Here is a 14,679-nt window from a genome sequence, read left to right on the forward strand (position 1 = left end):
TCACGTTAAGAAAATGTTTGAGTACAACGTTAAAAAGATTTTAGCCCATAGTTTTTTTTAAATCTTTAGTGGAGTGAAAACATTTTGAGTAGAGAGGTTTACGGCCAAGAGTTTTTTGATTACTTTTTTGCTCTCTTCCCCGAAGGGCATGTGAATACCTATAATTAAAATAGATATGCTATGAATAAAAAAGTGATAGAAAGTACTTTACGTTCATTTTTGTCTTAACACAAAAACGAACCAAAAAAGTCAAGACTGCGATTTTCGACGTTCAATCTTCATTTTACTCTCTAAAAAGATTAAATGACTCGCTATCGCTCACTAATCTTTTTTACGCTTGTTTCAATGGATTGAAACTCGTCTGCAAATCGTATGTCGACTCTAAAATCCGTTATTAAAAAAGGATTTGAGTATTGAAAAAAGAGTTAAAAATCCGACGATTTAGAATCGAAATGCAATTCAACTCTAAATTATTGGAATAAAAAAGTTGAGGTGTTTGAACGAAGTGAGTTATCAACTTTATGGAAATAATTTATTTAGTTGAATCATTGAGAGACTACTGTCGGCATCTTTTTTTGTTTCGTTTTTTGGATGAGCAAAAAAATGAAAGTAAAGAACAAATTTGAAATAAAAAACAAAAAACCCTTTCCCAAAAACAAAGTTGGCGCGATGTACAGGAAAAAGAGTGACTTTTAAAACTAATGTTGAATTTAAAAACTATGTAAAAACGTAGAACGTCATACGTATCACGTAAAACATAAATAAAACCACCTTTATTATGCTAGAAAAAGAATTTGAATTATTAAAAAAAGGTAATTCTACTGCCTTCGAACGTATTTATGTCAGGTACAATAAACGAATCTTTTGGTTTGGTAAACAAATAATTGAGGATGAATTTGTAGTAGAATGCTTGGTACAAGATGCATTTCTAAAATTATGGGAATATCGCGAAAAGATGGAATCTCCTTATCATATCTTATTCTTTTTAAGGTTTGTAATGAAATACAGTTGCTATTCGCATTATGCTAAACCGAAGAATAAGTTTTTTAGAACTGTAAGTTCACTAGAAAGTTATGAGAATTATCAAAGTTATTTAGCTGGATATGATCCCGCAGATAACATTCAAAACCTAAACGAACAAGAAACACAACAGCACTATTTTGATCAAATTATAAAAGTATTACCCTTATTAAGTGCTGAAAGAAAGCATTTGATTGAACTCTGTTTAAAACATGGATTTCAATACAAAGCGATTGCTAAAGCAATGGGAAGAGGAATCACTGAAACGAGTAACGAAATTAAACATGCTATTGATGATCTTAAGAAGATTTTAAGTCACCAAGATAAATTAATTATTAAAACCAAAACAGTCTCTACAGCAGAGAAGGAAAATCAAATATCTGAAACACAATCGTTGATTTTAAAACTTCGATGTAAGCATAAACAATCTTTTTCAACAATAGCTTCAGCATTACAATTGTCTCAAAAAGAGGTACACAATGAATTTATAGTCGCTTATAAATTCACTCAACAAAACAAAGTTCAATCCCTAAACTATTGATCATGGAAAAATCTACTTTAATACTCACTCGAAAAATACAAATACTTATCGATTTACCAACTCAAGAAGAACGCAAAGAGGCATTAGACAAGCTTTATAGATGGCAAAACAGATGTTTTAAAGCCGCTAATTTGATTGTTTCTCATTTGTATGTACAAGAAATGATGAAAGATTTTTTGTACCTCTCTGAAGGTGTTAAATATAAATTAATGGACGAGAAGAAAGATGCAGAGGGTATATTAAAAAATTCGCAAATGAGTACCACTTATCGTGTGCTATCAGACCGTTTTAAAGGTGAAATTCCAACCAATATATTATCTTGTTTAAATAATAGACTCCACAGTTCATACAACAAAGATTCTCAAAGATATTGGAAAGGAGAAGCTTCGTTAAAAAACTTCAAACGAGATATGGCATTTCCTTTTGGAGCAGAAAGTATACGTAGCTTCTCTTACAATCCTGAGAAAAAATGTTTTTGTTTTCGGTTGTTTCAACTTCCATTCAAAACCTATTTGGGAAAAGATTTTACAAGTAATAAAAGGTTATTGGAACAAGTGGTAAGCGGAGAAATTAAACTTTGTACATCACAAATAAAGTTAGAAAAAAGTAAAATATTTTGGTTAGCTGTTGTTGAGATCGAAAAAGAAAATCATCAATTACAACCCGAAATTATTGCAGAAGTTTCTTTGTCGTTGGAATATCCGTTGGTTGTAAAAATAGGAAAATCTCGGCTTACTATAGGAACCAAAGAAGAGTTTCTATACCGAAGGTTAGCGATACAAGCGTCCCGTAAACGAATACAAATTGGGGCAACTTATGCAAAATCGGGCAAAGGAAAAACGAGGAAACTAAAAGCGCTAGATAAAATGAGTCAAGTAGAAAAAAATTATGTGCATCATCGACTACATGTTTACAGCAGAAAGTTAATTGATTTTTGTGTAAATAATAAAGCAGGAACACTTATTTTAATGGATCAAGAAGAAAAGATAGAGCTGGCCAAAGAAGAAGATTTTGTACTGAGAAATTGGAGTTATTATAAACTGATGACCAAAATAAAATATAAGGCAGATAAAGCAGGAATTGAGCTTATAACAGCTTAAAAATATAATTTTTGAGGGTGATTGTACACCCGTAAGGTGAGGTTGATAATAAACACTCACTAAATATAAACAACATATATAACGCAAGGGCCAATTTTTTTTCATCTACAGATACTTGCTAGATACTCCCAACATAAAGGCAGGATAAAGGCAACATAGTGGCAGTAGAATGTATGTAAAAGATTTTTGTAGTTCAGATGTTGTAATAATTGCCAAGTTGTTTTTTATACAAAAAAATGTTTAGTGGAATACAAAAGGATATCATTTTTAAAGTTTCAATGGATTGAAACTCGTCTTTTGAGCAATGATAATCTTTAAATTTCATTTAAAAAAGTAGATTTTAGTGTTGTACTATGTAATATTTATAATGTATTAAGTAAAATCCATTATGTATTTGTGAGAGGCTAGAATTTTCAAGGTTTCGAAATAACACAAAATCACTTTTTGAATACAAATATAAAATGAAGTAGATTACAAAAATAACCTTTGAGAATCATTTAAATCGTAAGAACACATGACCAAAAACAGTATTTCCACTTGATATTCAGCACAATGACCAAGGCGATTCAAACCTCTAAAATAAGTATCATTGGATGCGATTCTGAAATAAACTCAGAATGACAAAATCCGTAAAACGTTAAGCGTAGAACGTAAAACTTAATAAAACCTATGTTTCTATTGTGGTTGGAATATTCATTTTTTATTCGGTATTCTTCTTGAAGGGGCACAACAACGATGTAAAATTACCCCTTAGATAAACAAATTAACTAGAAGTGACGAATAATGAACCTAATTGGTTATCCATTAACCTAAATGGAGGTTGTATGCACTAAAATGCATTTTTTCTATATCGGTTGTGTATCCGCGCTATATGTATTCTGTATCCATTGTATATCCATTGCGTATGGTTTGTTCGGTGCTCGTGTATCGAAAGGTTGATTACCATTTAGACAAAAAAAGTAACTATTCAACTAAAAAAGTCAATTTATTACATAAATGAGACGCAACAATTTATTTCTTCAAAATCTTAAAACTATGTTGATTCGAATTTATTTTAACGAAATAAACGCCAGAAGTAAGATGTTCTAAATTTATCTGTGAAACTGTTGTTTGAAACTTCTTTTCATAGACCTGTATTCCTGTTTCGTTATATATAGAAATTGTAGGTTGCTTTAAAATCTGCGAAAAATGAAGGTTTCTCTTTACTGGATTTGGGTACACTTGCAAAGTTGAAATAGTATGATCTGTTGTAGTCAACTTCTCTTGTGCTTGAGAAAAATGTAATATAGTCGCCAAAGCCCCTTTCGCTACTTCTGTCAAATAATTCAAATCTAAATTAGCTATTATATCTTGAGCAGTATGTGCATAAGGTGTTTCATTCTTTTCGAAAAGTCCAGTTATTGGATAACCAACTGCCTGAAAAGGCATATAATCGGAACTATAAGCATTCGAAATTTCAGTTTTTAGAGTTGTATACAAGGGAAAAATATTCGACATTTGATTAGTCAAATCAGAAGAAGCTGCATTATTTGATGTTGGATTACTTTCATCTTGCTCACAAACAATTGTTGAATTTACTTTATTCGCCACTCCTCCTACCTCATCAATATTCAGAACAGCTTTAATGTTTAAATTCTGAGGAACTGCAATTTGATTGACATATGTCTGACTTCCTTTTAAACCGCGTTCTTCTCCTGTAAAATGAATAAACTTGATCGAATAATCAGTATCGATATCTTTAATTAATCGAGCAATTTCTAATAAAGTAACCGTTCCCGATCCATTATCATTCGCTCCTGGTCCATTTAATGTATCATAATGACCATCGATGATAATAAATTCATCAGGATATTTTTTTCCAATTTTTGTTATGATCAAATTATTTCCAACATTTCCAAAAACATTAACTGATTGTTGCTCTATAGTGGCATAACCATATGTTGTATAATAAGATTTCAACCATGTAAATGTATTTTCATGAGCTGACGAACCAACAGTTTTAATTCCGAAATCTTGAAATTTTTGTAGCTTTTGATGAACAGAATCATATTTAACTTGATCTACTATCGATTGATAGAATGGATTTAACTCTTGTGCAGCCGCATTAATAGAAAAAACAAATAATGGTAGAAATATATACTTCATATTCTCTAAATTAATTAATCAACAGTAAAACGTAAAAGATTAAAAATTATTCAAAATAGTTTTTAATTCTTCGATACTTTCTGTTGCATTTTTCTTGATATGCGTAATAGATGAATTGGTATAGGTATCTGATGGATCGATATAGATAATTGGGACATTTGTTTTTGCATAATCTTTGAGCGAAGCAGCTGGATACACTTGCATCGATGTTCCAATAATTACCAAAATATCTGCCTTTAAAACCTCATCAATCGCATTTTCTATTTCCGGAACCATTTCGCCAAACCACACAATATGCGGACGAAGTTGATTTCCATCTTCAGCCAAATCTCCAAGTTTGATATCTTTATTCCAATCAATAATTTGATTCTCATCTTTTTCGCTTCGCGCTTTTCTCAATTCGCCATGCAAATGTATTATTTTAGAAGAACCTGCTCTTTCATGCAAATCGTCTACATTTTGAGTGATAATTACAACTTCAAAATCATTTTCTAACTCTTTCAAGAAATGATGCGCTGCATTGGGTTCTACTTCGAATAATTGTTTTCGACGTTGATTATAGAATTCTTGAACCAATTTTGGGTTTCTTTGATAACCATCAATCGAAGCGACTTCCATAATATCATGATTTTCCCACAAACCATTCGCGTCACGAAAAGTAGAAATTCCACTTTCAGCACTAATTCCAGCTCCGGTTAAAACAACTAACTTCTTTTTCATTTCGAATGTATTAATTGAAGTAAATATAACTTTATAAAACAACAAAACTCCATTTATAGAAATGGAGTTTCGGTTTTATTTTATTTTTTTAAGTTCATCTAATTTGACTAGACACATAATACTAAATGTTGCAAACATGGTCAACATAAGAATTGCTGCATTAATTATCATAAGCTTTGTTTTTGGGTTATTAATTTGAATTAAAGTTACTTCAAATGATTTCTTTCGAAAAGTATTTCATTAAGAAATATCGACTTAACTCTCTTATTTTTAATGAATAAACTTTAACCTCAAGGCATAAAAAACCTCAATTGGGAACAACTGAGGCCTTTCTCTACTAAAACTTAAGTACCATGAAAACTCAACTAACTTATATAAAGACTAGTACTTACTCTAGAATCATCAAATGATATACCAAATTATATTTCAACATATTAAAAATAAAAAAGCAGTCAATAAATTGACTGCTTTAAATAATTTGTATTTAAAATATACTTAGAAAGTGTATTTATTTTCTTTGATTAACAATTCTGCAATTTCAGTTTTTAAGTTAACTACGTTTGGATATTCGTTGTAACGTGTAAATCTTCTTAAACCAGATAACATCATGCGTTGCTCATCTCCTTCTGTGAAAGAAACGATACCGCGAGTAGCTTCTGTTTTGATAATTTCTACCGATTTGAATAATTGTAATTGAACTAATTTTTCTGCATTCTTCGCCGCATCAGCACCTTTTACATTTGCAATTTTTTCTGCACGTAACATCGCCGATTCAACCATATAAATTTCTTGCATAATACGAGAAGCAGCAATAATCAACTGTTGGTGTTGCTCTAATTCTGCACCAAACTTTTGCAAAGCAGAACCCGCAACCATAAAGAACGATTTCTTAAGATTTGCAATGATTTCTTTTTCTTGCGCAAATAATTCTGAATAATCTGGAACATCAAACGATGGAATAGACATTAATTCGTTCGCCACATTCATTGCAGGAGACATTAAATCTAATTTTCCTTTGAATGCTCGTTTTACTAACATCGATACACATAATAAGGTATTGATTTCGTTAGTTCCTTCGTAAATTCTCGAAATACGCGCATCTCTCCAAGCTGCTTCCATTGGCATTTCTTTCGAATATCCCATTCCTCCATAAATCTGAATTCCTTGATCGGCAGAAATTTGAGTTGCATCAGAAATCCAAACTTTTAAGATAGAAGCTTCAATTGCATATTCTTCAATACCTTTTAATTCCGCTTCGTTATGAGGCATTCCTTTTGCCATATTATCTTCGATTGCATCTTGCACATCTTTCGCTGCTCGATACGCACCAGCTTCTGAAGTAAATGCAGAAACAGCCATATCAGCTAATTTCTCTTTGATTGCACCAAACGAATTGATTGACGTATTGAATTGTTTACGCTCTGAAGAATATTGTAACGAATAATCTAAAATACGACGTTGCGCATCTAAACATGCTGCTCCTAATTTAATACGACCAACATTCAATGCATTCATTGCAATTTTAAATCCTCCGTCTCTTTCTCCTAATAGATTTTCTACTGGAACACGAACTTCATTAAAGAAAACTTGACGTGTTGATGAAGAAACAATTCCTAATTTATCTTCTTCTTCTCCTAATGAGAATCCAGCACCAGCTTTATCTTTTTCTACAATGAAACCTGTGATATTTTTATCATCATCAATACGTGCAAAAACAATGAATAAATCAGCAAAACCTGCATTTGTAATCCACATTTTTTGACCTGTGATGATATATTCTTTACCATCTTCTGATAAAACAGCTTTTGTTTTTCCTGAATTTGCATCAGAACCTGCTTCTGGCTCCGTTAAACAGTAAGATGCAAACCATTCTCCTGTTGCTAATTTTGGTAAATATTTTTGTTTTTGTTCTTCTGTTCCGTACAATAAAATTGGCATTGTTCCAATTCCAGTATGTGCTCCAAAAGCTGTCGCTAACGAACCTGTTGCTCCTGAAATATAGTCACACACTAACATTGTTGTAACGAATCCCATTCCCATTCCACCATATTCTTCTGGAACAGAAATCCCTAATAAACCTAATTCACCAATTTTACGCATTAATTCTTCAATCAACGCATAATCTTTTTTCTCAATTTGGTGTTTTTTAGGCACTACTTCTTTATCAATAAACTCTTTTGCAGATTGCAAAATCATTTGTTGTTCTTCTGATAAATCTTCGTAAGTGAAAATATCATTGTAAGAGGCATCTTTAATTAAATATTGACCTCCGATTAATCTATTTGGATTTGTAGACATATTTTTTTGTTGTTTAGATATTAGATTTTAAAATTGAGAAGTTAGATAAATTTGAAATCTATCATCTAACCTCTCAATTCTATATATTATTTTAGATATTCGAAAATTGAAGCTGCTCCTTGTCCTGTACCAACACACATGGTTACCATTCCATATTTCGCTTTACGCGCTTCCATTTCATGTAACAATTGCACGGTTAATTTCGTACCCGAACATCCAAGTGGATGCCCTAAAGCAATTGCACCTCCGTTTACATTGACGATATCAGGATTAAGATTCAACTCGCGCATAATTGCAACTGATTGAGAAGCGAAAGCTTCATTCAATTCGATTAACTGAATATCTTCTAATTTCATTCCTGCTTGTTCTAACGCTTTTGGAATTGCAAACAAAGGTCCCATTCCCATAATACGAGGTGCTAAACCTACCGTAGAATATGCAACTAAGCGTGCAACTGGCTCAAGACCTAATTCTTTCACCATATCTTCTGACATTACCATAACGAAAGCTGCTCCGTCCGACATTTGAGAAGAGTTACCTGCTGTAACTGAACCTCCTTGCGCAAAAACAGGACGTAATTTTGCTAAACCTTCGATTGATGTATCAGCACGTGGTCCTTCGTCCACTTTAAAATCAATTTTCTTTGTTTGAACTTTTTCTTTATCATCTAAGAAACTGTATTCAACATCAATTGGAACGATTTGAGATGCAAATTTTCCTTCAGCATTTGCTTTTAATGCTTTTTGATGCGAATTGAATGCAAATAAATCTTGATCCTCACGAGACACTTTAAATTCTTTTGCTACTTCTTCAGCTGTTAATCCCATTCCCCAATAATAATCTGGATGATCTTTCGCTAAATCTGTTTCTGGAATTGGTTTGTAACCTCCCATCGGAATATACGACATCGATTCTGCACCACCTGCGATGATACATTCTGCCATTCCCGTTCTAATTTTAGCAGCTGCCAACGCAATTGCTTCTGATCCTGATGCACAGTAACGATTTACTGTAACACCTGGAACTTTGTCTGTGTCTAATCCCATTAATGAGATAAGACGTGCCATATTCAATCCTTGTTCTGCCTCTGGCATCGCACATCCAACGATTAAATCGTCGATACGTGCTGGATCTAAAGTTGGATAATCTTGCATTAAGCGCTTGATTACTGTAGCTGCCATTTCATCTGGACGCGTAAAACGCAATGTTCCTTTTGGCGCTTTTCCTACAGCTGTTCTATATCCTGTAACTATATATGCTTGTTTCATTTTATTTAAAAATTTAGATGTTAGATTTTAGATGTTAGATATTAGATTTTAATTTTTGTTGAAATACATAATTCATTTTTTGAATTTCATTTAACAATAAAATGATGTGTTCTACTTTATCTTTTTTCAATAATTGTAATTCTATTCCTAAAATTAATTGAGTCATTAATTCGTAAGAAGAACCATTTGCTATAGATAAAAAATGAACGAATTCTTTATTCGAGTTTCTTCCTGCTCCCTCTGCAATATTAGAAGGAATTGAAATTGTTGCTCTTTTAATTTGACTTGTCAAACCAAATTTTTCGTCTTGAGGTAATTCTAAACAAATCAAGTAAACTTGTTTTGTCAGCTCAATCGCTTTTTTCCAAATTATCAAATCCTCAAGTTTATGCATCTCAATACTAATATCTAAAATCTCAATACTACAATTTTAATTACGCAACGGTTTACCTGTTTTTAACATATGCTGAATACGCTCTAATGTTTTTCTTTCTCCACAAAGAGATAAGAATGTTTCGCGCTCTAAGTCTAACAAGTATTGTTCTGAAACATAAGTTGATTCAGATAAATTACCACCTGTCATTACATATCCTAATTTATTCGCAATTAAACGATCATGATCCGAAGCAAAACGTCCAGCAACCATAGAATCTGTTCCAACATAGAACATTCCCATTGCTTCTTTTCCTAACACTTCTACTTTACGTTGAATTGGTTGTGTATAACCTGCTTCTGCCATAATAATTGCATGTTTCTTCGCTTCTGCAATTTGACGTTCGGCATTTACTACAACAATATCTTGCTCACGAATAATTCCCATATTCTTCGCTTCATAAGCTGAAGTTGCCACTTTCGCAGTTGCGATATTCATGAAATTATCACGTAAATGATTTACTTTTACATCATCTTTTAAAGCGAATTCAGTTNNCAATGTAAGTTTCGGCAGCAGCTACAATTTTATCCGCATGCATTGACATTTCGCAACCTCCACCAAGCGTCATTCCGTGAGGAGCAACAACAACTGGAATAGATGAATAACGAACACGCATCATTGTATCTTGGAACATTTTGATTGCCATATTCAATTCCCACCAATCTTGTTCTGCAGCCATCATCATAATCATGGCTAAATTAGCACCAACAGAGAAATTATCTCCTTGGTTACCAATTACAACTCCACGATAATCTTTTTCTGCTAACTCGATTCCTTTATTGATTCCTTGTAAAACTCCTCCTCCAAGAGAATTCATTTTAGAACGGAACTCAATATTGATGATTCCATCTCCTAAATCTTGAATAGATATTTCTTGGTTTGACCAGATTTCATTTGTTTTTCTGATGTTATCTAAAATAATAAATGCATCTTGACCTGGAATTAATTCGAATTGTTTTGATGATTGATTATAGAATAATTTCTTACCATTTTCGATTTTATAAAAAGAATCTGCACCTGAAGCAGCTAATTCTTTTACCCAATCCGAAACCTTGAAACCTTCTGATTCTACTAATTGAATTCCGTTTTGTAACCCAACCAAGTCCCATGTTTCAAATGGACCATATTTCCAAGCGTAACCTGTTTTTAAAGCGTCATCAATTGGATAAAGTACATCTGTAATTTCTGGAACACGTTGAGAAACGTAAGCGAATAATGAAGCAAAATGTTTGCGAATCAATTCTCCAGCCTTACCAGAATCTTTCAATAAAACACCTAATTTATTACGCATAGATCCTGCATTTTTAGCAGTTTCTACAGCTGTAACTTTTGCACGTTCCATTGGACGATACTCTAACGTATCAAGATTTAAGGCAAAACGATTGGTATTCCCTTCTTTATCAATTTCTTTATAATAGAAACCTTTTTTCGCTTTATCTCCTAAGAATTTATTTTCGATTAAGAAATCCAAGAATTTTGAATCTTTCAAACCTTGGATCATTTCGTCATTTGGCGCATTTTGCTGTAAACCTTTTGTTACATTATATGCTGTATCCAAACCAACCAAATCACCCAATTTGAATGTTCCCGTTTTTGGACGACCCAAAATAGAACCTGTCAAAGTATCAACTTCTTCAATCGTTAATCCAATTTCTTGCGCCAATTCCATCACTTTCGCCATCGAGTAAACTCCTACTCTATTCCCGATAAAACCTGGCGTATCTTTACATAAAACTGGTGTTTTACCTAAAAATAAAGATGCATAGTTTTGGAAAAACTCAACAACAGATTTATCTGTTTGAGGAGTTGGGATAATTTCGAATAATTTTAAGTAACGTGGCGGATTGAAGAAATGCGTTCCGCAGAAATGTTTCTGAAAATCATCTGAACGACCTTCAGCCATCAAATGAATTGGAATACCAGAAGTATTAGAAGTGACTAAAGTTCCTGGTTTACGGAAGTTATCTACACGCTCAAAAATAGATTGTTTAATATCCAATCTTTCGATCACAACCTCTATTACCCAATCCGAGTTTTTAATCTTCTCGAAATCATCATCAAAATTCCCTACAGTTATACGAGAAGCAAATGCTTTGTCATAAATTGGTGAAGGATTGCTTTTTAAAGCAGCATCTAAGTGAGTTTGAGCAGTTCTGTTACGAACTACTTTACTCTCTAAAGTAAGTCCTTTCGCTTGCTCTTGTGGTGTAAGCTCGCGAGGAACCATATCTAACATCAAGACTTCGACTCCGATATTTGCAAAATGACATGCAATACCAGACCCCATCACTCCTGATCCTAATACAGTTACGTGTTTAACGTGTCTTCTCATAATTGTTTTTAAATATTTTTTTGTCCGATATTAATTGGTTAATCTTATAAATCACTTCCAAGAAAATTTGCATTTTCTCTGGCTCGATGTGATTATTAATTGATTCATTAAATTGCAAAACAAAATGTTTTGAAATATCTCTCATTCTTAATCCTTCTTCAGTCAAAGTGATCAACACACTTCTCCCATCTTCTGGATTTGGTTTTCGAACGATAAAATTTCTTGCTTCTAAGTTTTTTAATGTTCTCGACAAGCTTGTTGGCTCTATTCCCATCTTTGGTCCTAGCGACGTACTTGGCGTACCTCCTTTCGGATCTATTGATAATAATGTAAAGGCATACACCATTGTAGAATCGTAAGCACCTGCTTGCTCATTATACATTTTCTGAACTGACAACCATGTTGAACGCAATAAATAATCTATCGTTAAATCTTCTCTTAACATATTTTAGTGTATGTCTAACAAATATAATCTTTTTTTTATTATGCAAGCATAATAAAGTTTTAAAATTTAATTTTGTTTAACAAATAATGATTCAATTTACTATTTCTCAATGAAATGTAACTTTAAATTATGATTAATAAAATAAATAGTATGATTAAATAATACTTAAATTTATTCCATTAATAAAAAACCGACTGCAGTAGTGTAAAAATACGCTATAATTAGTATCGAAAATAAGTATAATGTTGGTTTTGTATTATAAATAAATAAGATTGTTTAATCTCTTTTCAACGACATACATTCGTAGAAATTTTAAAATACTGCTTATGGAATCAAACCATACGATGAACAAAGTAACTGCGGCAACGCTCTTAATCGCATTTGGAATCATTTACGGTGATATTGGAACAAGTCCTTTATATGTAATGAAAGCGATAATTGGCGAGAATCGCGTGATTGAAGAGAGCATTGTCTACGGAGGCGTATCATGTGTTTTTTGGACTTTGTGTTTTCAGACTTCTATCAAATATGTATGGTTGACACTAAAAGCGGATAATGATGGCGAAGGAGGAATTTTTTCTTTGTATTCATTAATCAAGAAAAAAGGTAAAAACCTAATTATTCCTACTATCATTGGAGCTTCTGCTTTGCTCGCCGATGGAATTATCACTCCCCCCGTTTCCGTCTCTTCCGCTGTTGAAGGACTACGAATGCTAAACGGACTCGAAAATCTACCTACTATACCTATTGTCATCTTTATCCTTTCGATGTTATTTTTCTTCCAACGATTTGGAACAAATAAAGTAGGAAAAATATTTGGACCATTTATGGTTTTATGGTTTACAATGCTTCTAGGCTTAGGAGTTTTACATATCGTACATCATCCAAGTATCATCAAAGCATTAAACCCTTATTACGCGTATAACTTGTTAATGAATTATCCTCACGGATTCTGGATTCTTGGCGCTGTATTCTTGTGTACAACAGGTGCTGAGGCATTATACTCCGATTTAGGACATTGTGGTCGAAAAAACATTAGAATTAGTTGGTTGTACGTTAAAATTTGTTTAGTAACAAACTATTTAGGGCAAGCAGCTTGGTTAATGCACCAAGACAACCCTATGTTAGACGGTAGAAATCCTTTCTACGAAATGATGCCAGATTGGTTCTTGATCCCTGGAATTTGTATTGCCACAGGTGCAGCTATTATTGCATCACAAGCTTTGATTACAGGATCTTTTACATTAATCAATGAAGCAATTAACTTAGGTTTCTGGCCAAGAACATTAATTATTCAACCAAACGAACACAAAAGCCAAGTTTATATTCCTACAATCAATTTTATGTTATGGGCTGGCTGTGTCTTTATCGTTCTATATTTCCGAGATTCGTCCCATATGGAAGCCGCCTACGGTCTTGCCATAACGGTTACCATGTTAATGACGACTTTCTTGTTATCCTATTACCTTAATTATTATACAAAATTCAACAAAGTATTTATTGTGGCAATTTTGTCGATATTCGTAGCGATAGAATCTTCTTTCTTCGTAGCAAATGTTGTCAAATTTGTTGATGGTGGCTATTTAGCATTATTAATGGGATGGTTGTTCTTTGTAATAATGTATTGTAGTTTTTACGGAAAAATCCTTAATTCACGAAACTTAGAATTCGTTAAAATAAAGCGCTACGCAAATGTATTAACAGAATTGAGCGAAGATAAAACAATCAATAAATACTCTACTTTCTTATTTTACTTAACGAAATCTACGAATCCAAAAAATATCGAAAAATATAGCATTCAATCTATTTTATCAAAACGCCCAAAACGTGCAGATGTCTATTGGTTTGTAAACATTAACCGAGATAGTGAACCCTATACGTTGAGTTATAAAATATTGCCAATTGTCGATCAAAAAATATATCGAATTACATTTAATGTAGGATTTAGAGTTCAGCCAAAAACAGAACAATATATCAAAAAAGTAATCAACGATATGTATGCAAATGGAGAATTAGAGTTAAAATATCTGAGTACATGTTTGAAAAAATACAATCAAGATCCTGACATGAAATTTGTTTTGATTGAGAAATTTCCTTCAATTGAAACTAAATTAAGTATGAAAGAATTTTTCACGCTAAAAGTTTATTATTTATTAAAGAAAATAGAATTCAACATTCCGAAATCTTTTGGTCTAGAAAAGAACGACGTTGTTATAGAACACATTCCTCTTTATATGCACAAACATAATATTGACGATTTAAAAAGAATTCAATAAAAAAATAGAAATCCTGAAATAATTTTTCAGGATTTTTTTTGTAAATATTTTATAGATTGATAATTATCAAATAATTTTTATAAATTTATATCAATCAACAA

General features: G+C 32.4%; 9 protein-coding genes and 1 pseudogene. 3 read left to right on the plus strand and 7 right to left on the minus strand.

What is annotated here, in order from left to right; translation table 11 throughout:
• The first annotated feature begins 778 nt into the window (after nt 1–778).
• Both B4H69_RS14725 and B4H69_RS14730 read left to right on the plus strand, forming a co-directional pair.
• On the plus strand, nt 779–1,561 hold the full coding sequence (locus tag B4H69_RS14725; RefSeq protein ID WP_291094661.1) for an RNA polymerase sigma factor: 783 nt from the start codon (nt 779–781) through the stop codon (nt 1,559–1,561).
• Nucleotides 1,562–1,563: 2 nt separating this feature from the next.
• Nucleotides 1,564–2,661: a hypothetical protein gene (locus B4H69_RS14730; protein WP_291094664.1), complete on the plus strand. Its 1,098-nt coding sequence runs from the start codon at nt 1,564–1,566 to the stop codon at nt 2,659–2,661.
• A 1,011-nt stretch (nt 2,662–3,672) separates the two neighbouring features.
• Here B4H69_RS14730 and B4H69_RS14735 read toward each other — a convergent pair.
• From B4H69_RS14735 to B4H69_RS14765, 7 genes and pseudogenes are all read right to left on the minus strand, one after another.
• Nucleotides 3,673–4,806 (minus strand): M20/M25/M40 family metallo-hydrolase, encoded by a 1,134-nt coding sequence (locus B4H69_RS14735; RefSeq protein WP_291094666.1) that lies wholly within the window; start codon nt 4,804–4,806, stop codon nt 3,673–3,675.
• Nucleotides 4,807–4,845: 39 nt separating this feature from the next.
• Entirely contained in the window at nt 4,846–5,526 is a 681-nt protein-coding gene (locus B4H69_RS14740; RefSeq protein WP_286496104.1) for an SIR2 family NAD-dependent protein deacylase, read from the minus strand.
• Nucleotides 5,527–6,021: 495 nt separating this feature from the next.
• Complete coding sequence (locus B4H69_RS14745; protein ID WP_291094669.1) at nt 6,022–7,824, minus strand: acyl-CoA dehydrogenase family protein; 1,803 nt, start codon at nt 7,822–7,824, stop codon at nt 6,022–6,024.
• 86 nt (nt 7,825–7,910) lie between these two features.
• Complete coding sequence (locus B4H69_RS14750; protein ID WP_038336965.1) at nt 7,911–9,092, minus strand: acetyl-CoA C-acyltransferase; 1,182 nt, start codon at nt 9,090–9,092, stop codon at nt 7,911–7,913.
• 34 nt (nt 9,093–9,126) lie between these two features.
• Entirely contained in the window at nt 9,127–9,486 is a 360-nt protein-coding gene (locus B4H69_RS14755) for a four helix bundle protein (RefSeq protein WP_180905989.1), read from the minus strand.
• 36 nt (nt 9,487–9,522) lie between these two features.
• A pseudogene (locus B4H69_RS14760) lies at nt 9,523–11,857 on the minus strand (3-hydroxyacyl-CoA dehydrogenase/enoyl-CoA hydratase family protein).
• Nucleotides 11,841–12,302, minus strand: a complete 462-nt coding sequence (locus B4H69_RS14765; protein WP_019976592.1) for a MarR family winged helix-turn-helix transcriptional regulator — start codon at nt 12,300–12,302, stop codon at nt 11,841–11,843. The pseudogene B4H69_RS14760 and the gene B4H69_RS14765 overlap by 17 nt, the downstream one beginning before the upstream one ends.
• A gap of 326 nt (nt 12,303–12,628) precedes the next feature.
• On the opposite strand from B4H69_RS14765, the gene B4H69_RS14770 reads away from it, so the two are divergent.
• Nucleotides 12,629–14,578: a KUP/HAK/KT family potassium transporter gene (locus B4H69_RS14770; RefSeq protein WP_221854639.1), complete on the plus strand. Its 1,950-nt coding sequence runs from the start codon at nt 12,629–12,631 to the stop codon at nt 14,576–14,578.
• Nucleotides 14,579–14,679: the final 101 nt, after the last annotated feature.

The organism is Empedobacter sp. UBA6745, from assembly GCF_002453775.1.
Taxonomy (GTDB): domain Bacteria; phylum Bacteroidota; class Bacteroidia; order Flavobacteriales; family Weeksellaceae; genus Empedobacter; species Empedobacter falsenii_C.